The organism is Paraburkholderia fungorum, assembly GCF_046027605.1.
Lineage (GTDB): Bacteria > Pseudomonadota > Gammaproteobacteria > Burkholderiales > Burkholderiaceae > Paraburkholderia > Paraburkholderia fungorum_F.
Genome location: NZ_JAQQEF010000007.1, coordinates 118,038 through 135,088, shown reverse-complemented (window position 1 = coordinate 135,088; position 17,051 = coordinate 118,038). Strand labels below are relative to the sequence as shown.

Annotated in this window: 17 protein-coding genes; 12 read left to right on the top strand and 5 right to left on the bottom strand. The window is 64.0% G+C overall.

Features of this window, described 5'->3' with window-relative positions; genetic code table 11:
• Window positions 1-169: 169 nt before the first annotated feature.
• The 5 genes from flhB (at window position 170) to PQR53_RS14210 (ending at window position 7,410) form a co-directional block, all read left to right on the top strand.
• The gene (flhB, locus tag PQR53_RS14230; protein ID WP_408454619.1) at window positions 170-1,381 is read left to right on the top strand and encodes a flagellar biosynthesis protein FlhB; all 1,212 of its coding nucleotides are present in this window, start codon (window positions 170-172) and stop codon (window positions 1,379-1,381) included.
• The gene (gene flhA, locus PQR53_RS14225) at window positions 1,378-3,480 is read left to right on the top strand and encodes a flagellar biosynthesis protein FlhA (protein ID WP_408454617.1); all 2,103 of its coding nucleotides are present in this window, start codon (window positions 1,378-1,380) and stop codon (window positions 3,478-3,480) included. Before flhB ends, flhA begins: the two co-directional genes overlap by 4 nt.
• 349 nt (window positions 3,481-3,829) lie before the next feature.
• Window positions 3,830-5,785 carry a flagellar biosynthesis GTPase FlhF gene (gene flhF / locus PQR53_RS14220; RefSeq protein ID WP_408454614.1) on the top strand — a complete coding sequence of 652 codons (1,956 nt, stop codon included), beginning with the start codon at window positions 3,830-3,832 and terminating at the stop codon, window positions 5,783-5,785.
• Window positions 5,778-6,647 (top strand): MinD/ParA family ATP-binding protein, encoded by an 870-nt coding sequence (locus PQR53_RS14215; RefSeq protein ID WP_408454611.1) that lies wholly within the window; start codon window positions 5,778-5,780, stop codon window positions 6,645-6,647. Before flhF ends, PQR53_RS14215 begins: the two co-directional genes overlap by 8 nt.
• Before the next feature lie 28 nt (window positions 6,648-6,675).
• A complete protein-coding gene (locus PQR53_RS14210) occupies window positions 6,676-7,410 on the top strand; it encodes an RNA polymerase sigma factor FliA (RefSeq protein WP_179735036.1) in 735 nt (244 codons plus the stop codon).
• Between the two features lie 51 nt (window positions 7,411-7,461).
• Here PQR53_RS14210 and PQR53_RS14205 read toward each other — a convergent pair whose 3' ends face one another.
• The 5 genes from PQR53_RS14205 to flgA all read right to left on the bottom strand — a co-directional run bounded on the left by PQR53_RS14205 (window position 7,462) and on the right by flgA (window position 11,019).
• A complete protein-coding gene (locus tag PQR53_RS14205) occupies window positions 7,462-7,872 on the bottom strand; it encodes a type II toxin-antitoxin system HicB family antitoxin (protein WP_408454608.1) in 411 nt (136 codons plus the stop codon).
• Entirely contained in the window at window positions 7,869-8,051 is a 183-nt protein-coding gene (locus PQR53_RS14200; protein ID WP_408454606.1) for a type II toxin-antitoxin system HicA family toxin, read from the bottom strand. The genes PQR53_RS14205 and PQR53_RS14200 overlap by 4 nt, the downstream gene beginning before the upstream one ends.
• A gap of 324 nt (window positions 8,052-8,375) precedes the next feature.
• The gene (locus PQR53_RS14195) at window positions 8,376-8,822 is read right to left on the bottom strand and encodes a flagella synthesis protein FlgN (RefSeq protein WP_408454603.1); all 447 of its coding nucleotides are present in this window, start codon (window positions 8,820-8,822) and stop codon (window positions 8,376-8,378) included.
• 94 nt (window positions 8,823-8,916) lie between these two features.
• Window positions 8,917-9,270: a flagellar biosynthesis anti-sigma factor FlgM gene (flgM, locus tag PQR53_RS14190; protein ID WP_408454601.1), complete on the bottom strand. Its 354-nt coding sequence runs from the start codon at window positions 9,268-9,270 to the stop codon at window positions 8,917-8,919.
• Window positions 9,271-9,459: 189 nt separating this feature from the next.
• Window positions 9,460-11,019, bottom strand: a complete 1,560-nt coding sequence (gene flgA / locus PQR53_RS14185; RefSeq protein ID WP_408454599.1) for a flagellar basal body P-ring formation chaperone FlgA — start codon at window positions 11,017-11,019, stop codon at window positions 9,460-9,462.
• 227 nt (window positions 11,020-11,246) lie between these two features.
• On the opposite strand from flgA, the gene flgB reads away from it, so the two are divergent.
• The 7 genes from flgB (at window position 11,247) to flgH (ending at window position 17,049) form a co-directional block, all read left to right on the top strand.
• Window positions 11,247-11,741 carry a flagellar basal body rod protein FlgB gene (gene flgB, locus PQR53_RS14180; RefSeq protein ID WP_408454597.1) on the top strand — a complete coding sequence of 165 codons (495 nt, stop codon included), beginning with the start codon at window positions 11,247-11,249 and terminating at the stop codon, window positions 11,739-11,741.
• Window positions 11,742-11,918: 177 nt separating this feature from the next.
• Complete coding sequence (gene flgC, locus PQR53_RS14175; protein WP_408454595.1) at window positions 11,919-12,344, top strand: flagellar basal body rod protein FlgC; 426 nt, start codon at window positions 11,919-11,921, stop codon at window positions 12,342-12,344.
• A gap of 10 nt (window positions 12,345-12,354) precedes the next feature.
• On the top strand, window positions 12,355-13,077 hold the full coding sequence (locus tag PQR53_RS14170) for a flagellar hook assembly protein FlgD (protein ID WP_408454592.1): 723 nt from the start codon (window positions 12,355-12,357) through the stop codon (window positions 13,075-13,077).
• 43 nt (window positions 13,078-13,120) lie between these two features.
• On the top strand, window positions 13,121-14,641 hold the full coding sequence (locus PQR53_RS14165; protein ID WP_408454589.1) for a flagellar hook-basal body complex protein: 1,521 nt from the start codon (window positions 13,121-13,123) through the stop codon (window positions 14,639-14,641).
• A gap of 19 nt (window positions 14,642-14,660) precedes the next feature.
• Complete coding sequence (flgF, locus tag PQR53_RS14160) at window positions 14,661-15,419, top strand: flagellar basal-body rod protein FlgF (RefSeq protein ID WP_408454586.1); 759 nt, start codon at window positions 14,661-14,663, stop codon at window positions 15,417-15,419.
• A gap of 83 nt (window positions 15,420-15,502) precedes the next feature.
• Complete coding sequence (gene flgG / locus PQR53_RS14155; protein WP_408454584.1) at window positions 15,503-16,291, top strand: flagellar basal-body rod protein FlgG; 789 nt, start codon at window positions 15,503-15,505, stop codon at window positions 16,289-16,291.
• Between the two features lie 59 nt (window positions 16,292-16,350).
• On the top strand, window positions 16,351-17,049 hold the full coding sequence (gene flgH / locus PQR53_RS14150; protein ID WP_408454581.1) for a flagellar basal body L-ring protein FlgH: 699 nt from the start codon (window positions 16,351-16,353) through the stop codon (window positions 17,047-17,049).
• Window positions 17,050-17,051 lie beyond the last annotated feature (2 nt).

Sequence of the window (17,051 nt, the reverse complement as noted above, 5' to 3'; positions counted from 1 at the left end):
GGGCGGGCGAGCCGTGCGGCCCCACCGGCAAGCGCCGCCTGCCGGCTGTTCCATCCCTCGAAATGCCCCCCTTTCTCCGTGCTTATCCGCCGATCGTGGCTTGCGTCGAGCGGGAATAATCGCTCTCACTGGAAAGAGGCGCCGTGCCTCAGCCGACTGGAGAGCGTTTGTGGCAGAGGATAGCGACCTCGAAAAAACCGAATCAGCCACGCCCCGGCGCCTGCAAAAGGCGCGCGAGGAAGGGCAGATTGTGCGTTCGCGGGAGCTGTCGACGTTTGCGCTGCTGGGCGCGGGATTCTTCGGCACATGGGGTATGGCAGGCAGCATCGGCGAGCATTTGCAGGCGATGCTGCGCTCCGCTTTTATATTCGACCATGCCACGACGTTTGAAACCCGCCGCATGCTGATCGGCGCGGGCGCCGCAGGCCGCGAAGGCCTGTACGCGTTGCTGCCGATTCTTGCCTTCACCGGCGCTGCCGCGTTGCTCTCGCCGATGGCGCTGGGCGGCTGGCAGTTGTCGGCGAAAGGCCTCGAGCCGAAGTTCAGCCGGCTCAATCCGATCGCCGGCCTCGGCAAGATTTTTTCGATCAACGGGCCGGTCCAGCTCGGTATGTCGCTCGCGAAGACGCTCGTGGTGGGCGGCATCGGCGGGACGGCGATCTGGAACCGCCGCGAGGAGATTCTCGCGCTGGCGACCCAGCCGCTGCACCTCGCGCTCGCCAACTCGGCGCATCTGATTGCAGCGTGTTGCGGCATGACGGTGGCGGGCATGTTCGTCGTCGCCGCGCTCGACGTGCCGTATCAACTCTGGCAGTTCCACAAGAAACTGCGCATGACGAAGGAAGAAGTGAAGCGGGAACACCGCGAAAGCGAAGGCGATCCGCATGTCAAAGGCCGGATTCGCCAGCAACAGCGCGCGATGGCCCGCCGCCGCATGATGACCCAGGTGCCGAAGGCCGACGTAGTGGTGACCAACCCGACGCACTTCGCGGTCGCGCTGCAATATACAGACGGCGAGATGCGCGCGCCGAAGGTGATCGCCAAGGGCGTGAACCTGGTGGCGGCGCGGATTCGCGAAATCGCTGCCGAAAACAACGTGCCGCTGCTGGAAGCGCCGCCGCTCGCGCGTGCGCTGTATCACAACGTCGATCTGAACCGCGAGATTCCGGGGCAACTGTACGGCGCGGTCGCCGAAGTGCTCGCGTGGGTGTATCAGTTGCGACGCTTCGAGACCGAGGGCGGCGAGGTGCCGGTCAAACCGACTGACTTCGACGTGCCGGCGGAACTCGACAAGGGCGGCGTGCCGGACGATGAAGCCGAGCAGGAAGCCGTCGACGCGCTTAACCCAAATAACGACGATGCTTCAGGAGCCTCCGCATGAACGCTCGCGCCGGATTTCTGTCCCGACGCCCGGATGCCTTGAGCGGCACCAATTTGCGCGCCCTCGCAGGGCCGGTGCTGATCTGCATGATCCTCGGCATGATGATTCTGCCGTTGCCGCCGTTTCTGCTGGATCTGCTGTTCACCTTCAATATCGCGCTTTCCGTGATGGTGCTGCTCGTCAGCATGTACACGATGAAGCCGCTCGACTTCGCCGCCTTCCCAAGCGTGCTGCTGTTCTCGACCTTGCTGCGCCTGTCGCTGAACGTGGCGTCCACGCGTATCGTGCTGCTCGAAGGGCATACCGGTCCGGCCGCGGCCGGTCAGGTGATCGAGTCGTTCGGTCACTTTCTCGTGGGCGGCAACTTCGCGGTCGGTATCGTCGTCTTTGTCATTTTGATGGTGATCAACTTCATGGTGATCACCAAGGGCGCGGGGCGGATCGCGGAAGTGTCCGCGCGCTTCACGCTCGACGCGATGCCCGGCAAGCAGATGGCAATCGACGCCGACCTGAACGCCGGCCTCATCAACGAGGATCAAGCCCGCAAGCGCCGGCTGGAAGTCTCCCAGGAAGCCGAGTTCTACGGTTCGATGGACGGCGCGAGCAAGTTCGTGCGGGGCGACGCGATCGCCGGTTTGCTGATCATGGTGATCAACATCCTCGGCGGCCTGGTCGTCGGGATGGTTCAGCACGGCATGGACTTCGCGTCCGCGGGCAAGACCTATACGCTGCTGACGATCGGTGACGGGCTCGTCGCGCAGATCCCGTCGCTCGTGATTTCAACGGCGGCCGGTGTGATCGTCTCGCGCGTCGCGACCAATGAAGACATCGGCACGCAATTGACGGGGCAGTTGTTCACGAATCCGCGCGTGCTGGCGATCACCGGCTGCATTCTCGTGCTGATGGGCCTGATTCCCGGCATGCCGCACTTCGCGTTTCTGATTCTCGGCGGCGGGCTGATTCAACTCGGCCGCACGATGAAAAAGCGCAGCGAGGACCGCAAGACCAGCACGACGCTGGTCGACGTCGCGCCGGCCGCGATGGCGCCGGTCGAAAACACCGAAGCCAGCTGGGACGACGTGACGATGATCGACACGCTCGGTCTCGAAGTCGGCTACCGCTTGATTCCGCTGGTCGACCAGAACTCGGACGGCGAATTGCTCAAGCGAATCAAGAGCATCCGCAAGAAGTTCGCGCAGGAAATCGGCTTCCTGCCGCCGGTGATCCATATCCGCGACAACCTCGAATTACGGCCGAACGGCTACCGGATTGCCCTCAAGGGTGTCGAGGTGGGCATCGGCGAAGCGTATCCGGGGCAGTGGCTGGCGATCAATCCCGGGCAGGTGTCTGCCGCGCTGCCGGGCACGCCGACGCAAGATCCGGCGTTCGGTTTGCCGGCGATCTGGATCGATACGAATCTGCGCGAACAGGCGCAGGTGTATGGCTACACGGTGGTCGACTCGAGCACCGTGGTCGCCACGCACCTGAATCACCTGGTGGTCGCGCATGCGTCCGAACTGCTCGGCCGCCGCGAAGTGCAGGCGCTACTGGAGCGCATGCAGAAGGACACGCCGTCGCTGGTCGACGACCTGGTGCCGAAGTCGCTGCCGCTCACCACGCTGCAAAAGGTGCTGCAGAACCTGCTCGAAGAAGGCGTGCCGATCCGCGATATGCGCACGATTCTCGAAGCGCTGTCCGAACACGCGCCGAAGGTCACCGACGCGCACGAGCTCAGCGCCGCCGTGCGCCTCGCGCTGGGCCGGGCGATTACGCAGCAGTGGTTTCCGGGCGCGGGCGACATGCAGGTGATGGGCCTCGACCCGAATCTGGAGCGGGTGTTGTCACAGGCGCTGTCTACTGGCGCCAATCCGGGCCTTGAACCGGGCCTCGCGCATACGCTGCTGAACGAAACGCAGAAGGCGATGACGCGTCAGCAGAACCTCGGACTCGCACCGGTGCTGCTGGTGCAGCACGCGCTACGGCCGATGCTCGCGCGCTTCCTGCGCCGCAGTTTGCCGCAGTTGAAAGTGCTGTCTTATGCGGAAGTGCCGGATACGCGCAATATCAAGGTGGTGAATCTGATCGGGGCGCATGGTTAAAACGCCGCGCAGTTGTACCCCGATAAATAGTTAGACGCCATTTATCCCGGACCGATGGTTTCCGCCAGCGCTCCTCGAGCGCCGGTTTTCAATTCGGCGCCTGGTTTTTCGTGAAGCAAGCAGCCGGCGGAGCACATGCCGCGCTCCCGAAGGCGTGCTCCGACGCCGCCGGAAAGCCTGTTTCAAACCATGCCGCGCGAGGCTCGACGCACCTTTCCATCGCCCGAATTGCCCACCTTTACCCGTCTTTATCCATCGATCGTCACTCGACGGGTTTCGCAATAATGGTCTCAATGGGAAGCGGTATGTTGCCGGTCCGTTAGTCCGTATAGCTCATCGGGGGTCCAGCTTGAACATTCGTAAATTTGTCGGTGCTACCAGTCGCGATGCATTGCGTCTCGTGCGCGAAGCCTTGGGCCCGGATGCCGTCGTTTTGTCCAATCACACGATGGACGACGGCAGCGTCGAGATCGTCGCACTGGCCGACAGCGACCTCGCCGCCATCACGCCTAAGACGCCGCGACGCAACGCAGGCGCAGCGCTGGCCGCGCCGACGAATGCAATGGCTTCACAGCAGCCCACGCTCGCCGCACCGCGCGCGATGCAAGCCAACCCGTATGCGAGCGGCATGCCTGATGTGTTCTCGTCGGTGTTCGGCGCAAGCCCGGAAGCGGGCACCGAGACGATGAGCAGTCATGCGGCTCAAGCCGACGCCGCCGCCGACGCTGACGAAGCGCAGGTCTCCACCGCCAGGCTCGCCGCCGCACCGAAAGCCACGCTCACGAGCGCCGCCAAAGCGCGACACACTTCGCCGACGACGCCAGCCGCATCGTCCGCGCCGACCGCCTCACAACCGGTCAGCATCGATAAACCCAGCGCCCGCGCTGCGGCGACGCGTCTCGCCGAAGACCTCCGTGCGGATCTGCTCAAAGCCGCGGGTGTGCCGCCCACGCCCGTCGTTCCCGCCGCTGAAGCTCAAATGCCGCGCACGATGGCCGAATCGAATCCCTGGCTAATCGACCACGCTCGCCGCATCGCCGCCGAACAGCAGGAACAGGGCGCGTACAGCGCGCGTCCCGCAGCGATGACGCCGGCTGCGGCAATGGCCAAGGGCCTTGGCGTCGCGGTCGAATCCGCCGTACAAGCGGCCTCTGTCAGACCGGCCGAGCCGCAAGCCAGCGATACGCCCGAGTGGGCCCGCGAAGCCGCGCAAGTCGCCGCGCGCCGCACCGCTCAGAAGAGTGCGCTGCCGCTGCCGACGGGCGACGACGCCCGCACGCCCGCCTCGGTCGCCGAAGCGATCAAGACCCGCATGGAGCAGGTCGTCAACGACACCGTGATGAGCGAGCTGTCGTCGATGCGCGGGATGATGGAAGAACACTTCGCCGGCCTGTTGTGGGGCGATCGTCAGCGCCGCAGCCCGGCACGCGCCGCGCTCACCAAGCATCTGTTCGCCGCCGGTTTCTCCGCGCAGCTCGTGCAGATGATGGTCGACAACCTGCCCGACGACGTCGACACCATGGACGGCGGCATGGCCTGGGTGCGCTCGGTGCTCGAGTCGAACCTGCCGGTGATGGAAGACGAAGACGCGCTGATGGAACGCGGCGGCGTATTCGCGCTGATGGGCCCGACGGGCGTCGGCAAGACCACGACCACCGCCAAGCTCGCCGCGCGCTGCGTGATGCGCTTCGGCGCCAGCAAGGTGGCGCTCCTCACCACCGACAGCTACCGGATTGGCGGCCACGAACAACTGCGCATCTTCGGCAAGATCCTCGGCGTGTCGGTCCACGCGGTGAAAGACGGTGGCGATCTGCAACTCGCGCTCTCCGAGCTGCGCAACAAGCACATCGTATTGATCGACACGATCGGCATGAGCCAGCGCGACCGTCTGGTTTCCGACCAGATCGCGATGCTGTGCCGCGCCGGTCAGCCGGTGCAGCGCCTGCTGCTGCTCAACGCGACGAGCCATGGCGACACATTGAACGAAGTCGTGCAGGCCTATCAGCGCGCGCCGGATAAACAGCCGCTCGCCGGCTGCATTCTGACCAAGCTCGACGAAGCCACCAATCTGGGCGGCGTGCTCGACACGGTGATCCGCTACAAGCTGCCGGTGCACTACGTGTCGACCGGTCAGAAGGTGCCGGAAAACCTGTACGTCGCGACGAAGAAATTCCTGATCAAGAGCACGTTCTGCATTCCGCGCGACAACTCGCCGTTCGTGCCGCACGACGACGACATTCCGGCGTTGCTGTCCGCGCTGTCCGCGCGCTCGACGGCCGAACTGCACGAGGTCCGCTTTGGATAAATTCATGGCCGATCAGGCAGAAGGTCTGCGGCGGCTATTGACGAAAAGCGGCTCGCGCGTACTTGCGGTGACGGGCGGCCCGGTCGGCGTCGGCTGCACGACGACCGTGGTGAACCTTGCTGCGGCGCTCGCACAGCAGGGCAAGGATGTGCTGGTGATCGACGAGTGCCTCGGCGAGAAGTCGGTGAGCGCGATGCTCGGCGGCATGCGCGGCGCGGGCAATTTTGCGGCGGTGCTGCGCGGCGAGATGACGCTCGACGATGCCGCCGCGCGCCACGCGCTGGGCTTCTCCGTGCTGACCGCTTCGCGCAACAACTGCGCAGGCCACACGGCCGCGCAGTTAGGCGTGGTGTTGCGCGGTTCCGCCGACATCGTGCTGATCGATGCGCAACTCGACCAGCATGGTCAGCTGTCGCCGCTCGCGATGCAGGCGCACGACGTGATGATCGTGACAAGGGTGGCCGCGCAAGCGATCACCGAGGCATACGCGTGCATGAAACGTCTGCACTACGCACACGCCACCGCGCAGTTTCGCGTACTGGTGAACCACGTGCAGAGCGTGGACGACGCCCGTACCGCCTTTGTCAACCTGGCCGGTGTGGCTGGCCGCTACCTGACGGTGGCGCTGGAACACGCCGGTTGCATTGCCGCCGATGCGCGGATGGCGCGAGCCCTGGAATTGTCGCGGTGTGTCGTCGATGCCTTCCCATCGACACCGGCTGCGCGTGACTTCCGGCACCTTGCCGCCGAATTGCAGTACTGGCCGATGCGGCCAGCGATGTCGTCGCAAACGTCCTGGATGGCGCCTGCGACAGTTACAGCGGCGCAACACGCCGACCAACCGTCCGTGCAGCACGCCTGAGAGGCGGCACAGGGACAAGGGGAGCACGATGTATAACGCTCAGGGAAAGATTTCCCAGGCCGAGGTTCTGACGAAGTACGCGCCCCTGGTGCGTCGCCTCGGCTTGCAGCTCGTTGCCAAGATGCCGGCGAGCGTCGATCTCGATGACCTGATCCAGGCCGGCATGATCGGGCTGCTGGACGCGGCGAGCCGCTACAAGGAAGACCAGGGCGCGCAGTTCGAGACCTATGCCAGCCAGCGGATTCGTGGCGCGATGCTTGATGAGTTGCGCAGCAACGACTGGTTGCCGCGCAGCTTGCGGCGCACTTCGCGCGAAGTCGAAACGGCCGTGCACAAGGTTGAACAGAGTCTGGGTCGCTCGGCGAGCGAAACGGAAATCGCCGAACATCTGCAGATGCCGCTCGACGAATATCAGTCGATGCTCCAGGACTTGCACGGCAGCCAGCTGATCTATTACGAAGACTTCGACCGTTCCGCGGACGACGAGCCGTTTCTCGACCGTTACTGCGTCGATCATTCGGACCCGCTGTCGGCGCTGCTGGACGACAGCTTGCGCTCGGCGCTGATCGAAGCGATTGACCGCCTGCCCGAGCGCGAGAAGCTGCTGATGTCGCTGTACTACGAACGCGGCATGAACCTGCGCGAAATTGGCGCGGTAATGGAAGTCAGTGAATCGCGGGTGTGCCAGTTGCACAGCCAGGCCGTGGCGCGCCTGCGCACACGCCTGCGCGAAATGGCCTGGGCAAACGCCGAGGCGACCTGAGGTTCGATGGATGGAGGTTTGACCGGCGGTGCGCCCGAGCTCCGCCTGCCCTCAGGCGTCGGCCATTTCATGCTCCGCAGCCAGCGCGAGAAACGCCGAGCGCGACATGCCGCGCGCCTGGGCGTAAGCGTCGATATCGTGAACCAGCGCCTCGGGCAGCGAGATATTGATGCGCACCGCCTTCTTCAACGCCGGGATGTTTCGCGTGGTCACAAAACCCCACGTAAAACCCGCGTAATCCGGATTGCACCGATGCGCATCGAGGGTTAGCCGTTCGGGAATCGGCAATCCTTCGTCGAGCAGCGTATCGAGATGCGCCTCGATCGCCTCCTTCGCGTTCGCGTAGGCTTCTTCCAGCGTATCGCCCGCCGCATGACACCCCGGGATATCGGGCACCACCACGCCAAACGCATGGTGCGTATCACCGAGCTCGACCGCGATCGGGAAAATCAGGTTTTTCATTTCAGACCCGCCTGTTTCAAGATGCTGTTCAGTGTGCCGGGTGGGAGATCTTTCTTTGGATGCGGGATGGTCACGAGACCGGCTTTTACCGCGTGCCGGAAAGGGTGGTGACTGCCCGATATCCGGATCAGCCGCCAGCCATCCGCTTGAATCAATTTGACGACCTCGGCACTGTTCATATTGCACTCCTGAAATCATACACACGATTACACAACCTAGCTAGTGAGTAACGTTCCGCCTGGCTCGTATGCGACAGCGTTTAAAAGCTGCCGGAAGAGCGGAGAACCTCATGGGGGGAGCTCGTGATTTCAACGCGGCGCACGAATCCGCGCCACCTGGCCGGATGGCTAACGCGTAGCGGTGAGGATGGGTGGATGTGCTTTGCGGGAGGGAAAAAGCAAAAGGGCTCGTCAACGACGAGCCCTTTCTTCAATGCAGTTTTCCGGCGCTGTCTGTGCGCGAAACGCGACTGACGCGGGAAGAAATCTTCGGGTGTTGCAGGTCTACGCCACGGCTCGGGCCGGGATCCGGCCATCCGGCCCATAGAAGCCGGTCTTCTGCGGCACGGCTACCTGAAGTGCCGTCAGCGCGCGCTGGTTGTAGTCCATCCGCACGCGGATCAACTCACCGTTACTCGTATTGAAGCGCCGCGCGCGGTCGGCGGCCTTTTGCAGAAGTGTCCATTGTTCGGCCAGCCGCGCATCCGCGCTGGCCGCGAGTTCCATGCCGGCCCAGCCGGCCGGAAAGCCCATTTCCGCAAGCAGCGCGTCGCGCCTGGCTTCGAGTTGGGCGAGCGCGCCGATCAGTTCGGTTTTCTTCTCGACGATCGGCGGCAGCAATTCCAGCGGCGACAAGGCAGTCAGCGCCTTGGTCTCGAGCGTCAGAATCGAGGCGAACGTCTCGACGGCCGAATATTCTTCGATGAGGGTGGCAAGCAGGGCGTCTTTCATCTCAACAACTCGCTGAACACGGCGGCTCGCGCATGCTTCGCGAGCCGGGTTTGTCGAATGCCGCCCGGCAGTTCACCGTACTTCGATGGGTCGATTAGTTGCCGGTCGACGAGGGTTTGCTTTGCAACAGCTCGCGTGCGGTATTCAGCACGCCGTCGGCGATCTTGCTCGAATCGATCTGCAGCGAGCCGTTCTGGATCGCTGCCTTGATCGACTCGACGCTCGCCGTGTCGATATCGGCCGAACCGGACGCCGCGAGGCTGCGCAGATGCTGCGACAGGCCCGACAGGCTGACGCTGGCGTCGCCCGAACTGCTGCTGGTGGCCGGCGAGCTCGTGCCCGCACTCTGCGCGTTGCCGTTCGCGCTTGCCGCGTCGCTTTGCTGCGAGCGGGACAGGGCGTCTTTCAACGTCGGCAGATTCGAATTGGTTGTGGAATCGACTTTCACGATTGGCTTCCTGAACGATTTGATCCTGATAACGGCAATCGGTGATCAAAACTTTAGCGCAATCGCTCCAGCTTTTGCCTTGTCTTTCAAGGCGATCCGGCCCCTTGACGGGTTTGACATCCGCGCTGCCTGTCGCATCGGTTGTCCGGTTTGAATCCGCGTCGCCGCACGGGCTGATGAGGTGCGAGCTCACAGCTGAATCTCCACCGTCGAACCGTCCTTGACGACGCCGGAGATGATCTGGCCGTTAGCCGTCTTGACGCGTACCTGCTGGCCCGGCGACGCATTGTTCATCGCGCTGCCTTCGGCCGAAATCGCGAAGCCGGCGCCCGCCGCGACGACCCGCACGGTTTGTCCGATCGACACCGCCGACGCGCTTTTCAGCATGTCGCGGCGTAACGGCATGCCGCCGGCGACGCGCACCAGCGACACCGAGCCGACCGCCTGCGACGGGTCGGTCACGATCGCCTCCGGCAAACCGGTCAGGTCGCCGTCGCGTGCGACGAGGTCGGCGGCGGTGAACACTTCGCCCGGCGCCATCGCGCGGGCGGCCAGATAGTAAGTGGCGTGCAGTGAAATGCGCGCTTGCAGATAGATGGTCCACGGGCGTTCGCCGGCGCAGCGCACGCCGACGGTCATGCGGCCCCACAGGCGCGCGCCGCTCGGCATGAACGGTTCGAGCGTCGTGCAGGCCGCGAGCCCGCGCGGAAACGCCGGGGCGACGGTGATGTCGACCTTGCCGGGCAAGCCGGCCGATTGCTGCTGCAAGAAGGCGAGCGCGGCGCTGCGAATCGCTTCGGCGTCTTCCTGTCCCGCCAGTGGCACGGATTGCGCCGCTGCTGCGCCAGCGGGTCGCAGGTTCTGTTGTGCTACGGCCGGCGCCACCTGGCGCATCGACGGCGCGCGGGCGATGGTGGCGGGCGCGGCCGGTATCGGTGCGGGCGTCGGCGCCGGTTTCGCTGCGGCCGCCGTGGTCACGACCGGTTTGCCGTTCGCGCCCAACTGCGGCGGCTCGCCGCGCGAAGCAAGACTGTCGAAGCCACCGGCTGCGGGCGCGTTACCGATCGCGCTTTCGACACCGTTGGCGGGCGCATTGGCGGCCACCGGCTGCACGCCGGCGCGTTGTTGACCGGCATTGAGCGCGGACGCCGGCGTGATCACAACCGGCACGACCTGACCCGAGCCCTGCGTCACATTGACGCGCGCAATTCCGGCGGCGGAATTGACTGCCGCCGCATTGGCATTTGCCGGTGCGGGAATCGTGACGACGCCATTCGCATCGGGCCTGAAGCTGGTGCGGATCATCTGCGGCGCGGCAGGCGGCTCGCCTGCGCCCGGAATGACGATCGAGCCGCTCGCGTTGGCGGCGCGCGTGAATTGATCGGCGTCGCGCGCGACCGGGCCCGGCGTCAGCGACTGCGCGGTCGCGGCGGCGAGCGTCGCCGCGGACCCAGCGCGTTTCGCGGGCGTTGCCTCCATCTGCTGGGCCAGATCGGCGAGCGCGGCGGGATTCTTCTCGCCCGGTCCGGGAATCACGATCGGACCGTCAGCGTCGAGAGCCTGTGCCGCGGGCGGCAGCACGATGCCGCCGGCGACCCATAGCGCCACGCTCACGACGAGGCGCACCAGCAGACGAGACGTGCGGCGTACAACAGTCCGTGAAGTCCGGCGCATAGCGCTCGCACCCACGCGACGCGCCATCGCCGCGCGTCTCGCGCGGTGCGTCAGATCGGGGGTGGGCTGGTCCATCGAGTTTCTCCATCGAATGCATCGGTACGCATTGCATTCTAGTGAGCGCCCCCATTGCGCAAACGTTGAATAGAAGCCCCCTTTCCCGGTTATTCGTCCGATTGCGACTTGCGTGCGGCCCATAAGATGCACCTCATGCAAAAAGGTCTTCCCGTCCGGCGCGGTGCTCATACGAGGCACAGCGAGGAACGAGCGGGAAGACTCGGGAACGTTCTCCGGAGATTTCAATGCTGGACAAACTCGATGCCGAATTCGCCTTTGGCCGCCAGGCGCTCGATGTACGCGCTTACCGGCAGGAACTGCTGTCGTCGAATATCGCCAACGCCGATACCCCCGGGTACAAGGCGCGCGACGTCGACTTCGCTTCGTCGCTGGCCGGCGCGCTGAAGAAGGCGGACGGCGGTGCGGGCATGGGCGCCTCGAACAACTCGACGCTCGCGATGACGCAACCGGCGGGGGTGGCGAACGGCATGTCGATGGCGGTGACCGCGCCGGGCCACATGTCCGGCAACGCGACGCTGACGCCGACCGGCGGCACGCCCGACGACTACGGCAATTTGCAATACCGCATTCCGACGCAGCCCGCGCTCGACGGCAACACGGTCGATATCGACACGGAGCGGGTGCAGTTCGCGGACAACACGGTGCACTTCGAATCAGGCATGACGGTGCTGTCGAACCAGATCAAGACGATGCTTTCGGCGATTCAGTCGGGCTCGTAAAAAAGGCGCAAAGCAAAGACGCATAGCAACAGACACTGCAAAAAAGACACAGCAGTACGCAAGAACAATCGCTACGGGATTTAACTTGAAGCCGGTCAAACCGTGCAACTGCGTTGCATGGGATCGGAGTAAGCGCTAAAGCGCTAACTCCGATCGACACAGGAGAAATCAGGAAACATGCCATCTTTAATGAACATTTTCGATGTTGCTGGCTCCGCGATGTCGGCGCAGTCGCAGCGGCTCAACGTGACGGCGTCGAATCTCGCCAACGCGGACAGCACGACCGGCCCGGACGGCCAGCCGTACAGGGCCAAGCAGGTCGTGTTCGCGGTCAACCCGATCGGCGGCGCGCGCACGGGCTCCGGCCAGCAGGTCGGCGGCGTGCAGGTCACCGGCGTGGTCGACGACCCGACGCCAATGAAGACCGCCTACGACCCCGGCAATCCCGCGGCCAATCCAGACGGTTATGTCACGTTGCCCAACGTCGATCCGGTGCAGGAAATGGTCAATATGATCTCGGCCTCGCGCTCGTACCAGGCCAACGTCGAGACACTGAACACCGCCAAGACATTGATGCTGAAAACGCTCACGATCGGAACCTGAGGAGAGCTCCTTGACCACCAACACCACCATCGGCAACAACGGCACGACTGTGTCGCAAACGTTGCTCGATACGATGAACGGCACGAACAGTGCATCGAGCTCGACCAGTTCGACCGGCAGCACTTCGGGCACCTCGGCGACCGATCTGCAGACCACGTTCTTGCAACTGCTCGTCGCGCAGTTGCAGAACCAGGATCCGACCAATCCGATGGACAGCTCGCAGATGACCTCGCAGCTGGCGCAGATCAACACGGTGTCGGGCATCAGCCAGCTGAACACGACGTTGAGCTCGCTCGCCACCCAGTTGTCGGCAGGCCAGCAGTCGCAAGCCGCGCTGCTGATCGGCTCGACCGTGCTCGCGCCGGGCAGCTCGGTGGCGGTGTCAGGCGGCAAGGCCGGCGCGTTCGGCGTGCAGCTCGCCAACGCGGTGGGCGATCTGCAGGTGGTGGTGAAGAACTCGGCGGGACAGATTGTCAGCACGCTCGACCTCGGCAAGCAGTCGGCCGGCACGATTCCGGTGGGCTGGACGCCGACCGATGCGGCCGGCAACGCGCTGCCCGACGGCACCTACACGATCAGCGCCGTCGGCACGATCAACGGTCAGCAAGCCACCGCGACGACCCTCACGGGCGCGACGGTGCAAAGCGTCGTCATGCAGAGCGACGGTACGCCGGGCCTCGTGCTGTCGAACGGTTCGACCGTGGGGCTGACCGGCGTCGCGGCCATCCTCTGATTCAGATTCAGTCAGTTACGACTTTCCAGATACGGAGACCGTCATGGGTTACCAGCAGGGATTGAGTGGTTTGTCCGCAGCGTCGAGCGATCTCGACGTGATCGGCAACAACATCGCCAACGCGAATACGGTTGGCTTCAAGAGTGGCGCGGCGCAATTCGCGGACATGTATGCCAATTCGGTGGCGACTGCGGTGAACAACCAGGTCGGCATCGGCACCCAGCTCTCGGAGGTGCAGCAGCAATTCTCGCAGGGCACGATCACCAGCACCAACCAGGCGCTCGACGTCGCGATCAACGGCAACGGTTTTTTCCAGCTGTCGAACAACGGCTCGCTGGTGTATTCGCGCAACGGTGTGTTCCAGCTCGACAAGAACGGCAACATCACCAACGCCCAGGGCCTGCAACTGATGGGTTACGCCGCGAACAGCTCGGGCATTATCAACACCGCGCAAACCGTGCCCCTGACTGTGCCGACCACGAACATCGCGCCGCAAGCGACCACCAACATCGCCGCCGCCCTGAACCTGAACGCGCAAGACCCGCTGATGCTCGGCACGCCAGCGGTGACGTCCACGCTCGGCGGGACCAGCACGCTCACCAACAGCGGCGCGACGGTCACGAACACCGCCGCGGGCACGAACAACGACACCTATTCGGTCAAGTTCAACGCCACGACCACCCCGCCCACCTATACGGTGACGGACTCCACGCTCAACACGACGAGCGCTCCGGTTGCTTACACGGCCGGCACTGCGATCCAGCTCGGCAACGGCCAGAGCATCACGTTCAGCGGCACGCCGGCGGACGGCGACACCGTCGCGATTGCGCCGACCACGGTCGCGTTCAATCAGAACAGCAACACGACGTACAACTATTCGACCAGCACGACGGTTTACGACACGCTCGGCGGCTCGCAGACGGTCAACATGTATTTCGCCAAGACCTCGTCCGGCACGTGGAACGTGTACGCGGGTACCTCGACCGGCACGGCGCAACTGGTCGGCCACGCGAACTTCAACTCGTCGGGCACGCTGCTCGGCACGACGGACGCAGCCGGTGTCGCCACCACCACGCCGTTCGCGTTCAATTTCTCGATCCCGAACACCGACGGTTCGGCGACGCCGCAGGCCCTGACGCTGAACATCGCCGGCACGACGCAGTTCGGCGGCAAGGACGGCGTGAATTCGTTGCAGCCCAACGGCTTCGCAGCCGGCACGCTGACGAGCTTCACGATCGGCGCCGACGGCACGGTGACCGGCAACTATTCGAACCAGCAAACCGCCGCGCTCGGTCAGATCGTGCTGGCCAACTTCTCGAACCAGAACGGTCTCGTGGACCTCGGCAATAACGAATTCCAGCAGACTTCGGCTTCGGGCGTGGCGCAGATTTCGGCACCGGGCTCGACCAACCACGGCGTGCTGCAAGGCGGCGCGGTGGAAGACTCGAACGTCGACCTGACGAGCGAACTGGTGAACCTGATCACCGCGCAACGCAACTATCAAGCGAACGCGCAGACGATCAAGACCCAGCAAACCGTCGACCAGACCCTGATCAACCTGTAAGCGACCGGGACTCTCCATCATGGATCGGCTGATCTACACCGCGATGTCGGGCAGCGCACAAGCGCTCGAACAGCAGGCTATCGTCGCCAACAACCTGGCGAACGCCTCGACCACCGGCTTTCGCGCGCAACTTGCGACCTTCCGCGCCGTGCCGATGTCGTTCGGCGACGGCAGTTCGATCAACGACGACACCACGCGCACCTTCGTGCTGTCGTCGACGCCGGGCGCCGACTATACGCCGGGGCCGATCCAGCAGACGGGCAATCCGCTCGACGTGGCGGTCCAGGGTCCGGGCTGGCTGGCGGTGCAAACCGCCGACGGCAACGAGGCTTACACACGCGCCGGCAATCTGCACGTCGACGAGAACGGGCAACTGGTGAACGCCACCAATCAGGTGGTGCTCGGCAACGGCGGTCCGGTCGCGGTGCCCCCGGGCGCGGAAATCACCATCGGCAAGGACGGCACTGTGTCGGCGCTGACGCCCGGCGATCCGCCGACCGCGGTGGTGATGGTCGATCAGCTGAAGCTGGTCAATCCTGATCCGCAAACCATGACGCGCGGCGACGACGGCCTCTTTCGCACCGCCGACGGCAACCCCGCCGATGCCGATCCGACCGTCACGCTGGCGCCGGCTTCGCTCGAAGGCAGCAACGTGAATCCGGTGAGCGCGATGGTCGCGATGATCACCAACGCCCGCCAGTTCCAGATGCAGACCAAGCTGCTTGAAAACGCGGACAAGAACGACCAGTCCGCCAACGAGTTGCTCACCTTTAGCTAACAGGGTGCCCCGGGCTTGCCCCGGCATGCATGGGATCGGATAAGCGCTAAAGCGCTAACTCCGATCGACATAGGAGAAGAATTGTGAATCGCTCGCTCTACATCGCCGCTACCGGCATGAATGCGCAACAGGCGCAGATGGACGTGATTTCGAACAACCTCGCGAACGTCAGCACCAATGGTTTCAAGGGCTCGCGCGCAGTGTTCGAGGATCTGCTGTATCAGACCATTCGCCAGCCGGGTGCGAACTCGACGCAAAACACCGAATTGCCGTCCGGCATCCAGCTCGGCACCGGTGTGCAACAGGTCGCCACTGAACGTCTGTACACGCAGGGCAACCTGCAGCAGACCGGCAACTCGAAAGACGTCGCCATCAACGGCCAGGGCTTTTTCCAGGTGCAGATGCCCGACGGCACGACCGCCTACACGCGTGACGGTTCGTTCCAGACCAACGCCCAGGGCCAGCTCGTCACCTCGAGTGGCTATCAGGTGATTCCGGCGATCACGATCCCGAACAACGCGACCTCGCTGACTATCGGCAGCGACGGCGTGGTGTCGATCACCGTTTCCGGTTCGACCAACACCCAGCAGCTCGGCTCGATGCAGGTCGCCACCTTTATCAACCCGGCCGGCCTGGATGCGAAGGGTGAAAACCTGTTCTCGGAAACCGCCTCGTCGGGCGCGCCGAACGTCGCGCAACCGGGCCTGAATGGCGCCGGCACACTCAATCAGGGTTACGTGGAAGCATCGAACGTGAACGTGGTGCAGGAGCTGGTGAACATGATCCAGACGCAGCGCGCTTACGAAATCAACAGCAAGGCCGTAACCACGTCCGACCAGATGCTGCAGACCCTCAGCCAGATGCAGGTTTAAGGCTTAAGGGACTGGGACTCAAGAACGCCCCGGCGTTTTCTCGAAAGACGGTAATCAAGATGTCGTACTTCACTCGTAATCCGGTTCATTCGCGCACCGCTCAGGCGCTCGTGCAGCTCACGCTGCTCGCGGCCCTGGGGGGCTGCGGCCTCGTGCCGAAGCAGCCGATCACGCAGCAGCCCATGACAGCGCTGCCGCCGATGCCGCCGCAAGCACAGTCGCCGGGCTCGATCTTCAACCCGGGTTACGCGGGCCGGCCGTTGTTCGAAGATCAGCGGCCGCGCAATGTGGGCGACATCCTGACAATCGTGATTCAGGAAAACGTCAACGCGACGAAATCCTCGGGCGCCAACGCGAATCGCAATGGCACCACCAATTTCAGCGTGCCGACGTCGGGCTTCCTGAGCGGACTATTCGGCAAGACCAACCTGAGCGCCAACGGTTCGAACGTGTTTGCCGGAACCGGCGGCGCCAATGCGTCGAACACGTTCAACGGCACGATTACCGTGACGGTGACCGGTGTGCTGCCGAACGGCAACCTGGCGGTCAGCGGCGAAAAGCAGATGCTGATCAACCAGGGCGACGAATTCGTGCGCTTCTCCGGCGTGGTGAATCCGAACACGATCTCCAACCTGAACGCCGTCTACTCGACCCAGGTGGCCGACGCGAAGATCGAATACTCCGCGAAGGGCTATCTCAACGAGGCCGAGAACATGGGCTGGTTGCAGCGGTTCTTCCTCAACGTGTCGCCGTGGTGATC

What these genes read in the sequence shown, in the direction of transcription:
- PQR53_RS14195 (WP_408454603.1), bottom strand. Translation starts at nt 8,822, where the DNA reads ATGAAAGACGCCCTGCTTGCCACCCTCATCGAAGAATATTCGGCCGTC.
- flgC (WP_408454595.1), top strand. Translation starts at nt 11,919, where the DNA reads ATGCCATCTTTAATGAACATTTTCGATGTTGCTGGCTCCGCGATGTCG.
- flhA (WP_408454617.1), top strand. Translation starts at nt 1,378, where the DNA reads ATGAACGCTCGCGCCGGATTTCTGTCCCGACGCCCGGATGCCTTGAGC.
- PQR53_RS14210 (WP_179735036.1), top strand. Translation starts at nt 6,676, where the DNA reads ATGTATAACGCTCAGGGAAAGATTTCCCAGGCCGAGGTTCTGACGAAG.
- PQR53_RS14165 (WP_408454589.1), top strand. Translation starts at nt 13,121, where the DNA reads ATGGGTTACCAGCAGGGATTGAGTGGTTTGTCCGCAGCGTCGAGCGAT.
- flgB (WP_408454597.1), top strand. Translation starts at nt 11,247, where the DNA reads ATGCTGGACAAACTCGATGCCGAATTCGCCTTTGGCCGCCAGGCGCTC.
- flgH (WP_408454581.1), top strand. Translation starts at nt 16,351, where the DNA reads ATGTCGTACTTCACTCGTAATCCGGTTCATTCGCGCACCGCTCAGGCG.
- flgF (WP_408454586.1), top strand. Translation starts at nt 14,661, where the DNA reads ATGGATCGGCTGATCTACACCGCGATGTCGGGCAGCGCACAAGCGCTC.
- flgA (WP_408454599.1), bottom strand. Translation starts at nt 11,019, where the DNA reads ATGGACCAGCCCACCCCCGATCTGACGCACCGCGCGAGACGCGCGGCG.
- PQR53_RS14200 (WP_408454606.1), bottom strand. Translation starts at nt 8,051, where the DNA reads ATGAACAGTGCCGAGGTCGTCAAATTGATTCAAGCGGATGGCTGGCGG.
- PQR53_RS14205 (WP_408454608.1), bottom strand. Translation starts at nt 7,872, where the DNA reads ATGAAAAACCTGATTTTCCCGATCGCGGTCGAGCTCGGTGATACGCAC.